This is a genomic window from Shewanella sp. CAL98-MNA-CIBAN-0140 (assembly GCF_040309905.1).
GTDB lineage: Bacteria > Pseudomonadota > Gammaproteobacteria > Enterobacterales > Shewanellaceae > Shewanella > Shewanella psychromarinicola.
This window is the reverse complement of sequence record NZ_JBEOPI010000176.1, coordinates 1-270: the sequence shown is the minus strand read 5'-3', so window position 1 is coordinate 270 and position 270 is coordinate 1. Positions and strand designations below refer to the sequence as shown.

Genomic DNA, 270 nt, shown 5'->3' with positions numbered 1-270 from the left:
GTATATGCACCGCGGCCAATTTACCGAGCCACTGGAGCTTGAAAGTGGTCATAACATAGAGCAAATACTTGAGTTTAGAGTTATGCCCTATGCCAGCACACAGTTAATGGTAGTAGTACGCGATGTAACCCGCTTAAAGCAACTAGAACAAATGCGCAAAGACTTTGTTGCCAATGTGTCGCATGAACTGCGAACCCCGCTCACGGTGGTTACAGGCTATCTTGAGATGATGGATAGCGACATGATGCCACCGCCCGCAATGTGGAATAA

1 protein-coding gene is annotated in these 270 nt (G+C 47.4%); it reads left to right on the top strand.

The window, feature by feature from the left end; genetic code table 11:
• The coding region (locus tag AAEY93_RS20655) for a histidine kinase dimerization/phospho-acceptor domain-containing protein (RefSeq protein ID WP_351079547.1) at positions 1 to 270 on the top strand (270 nt) is incomplete at both ends.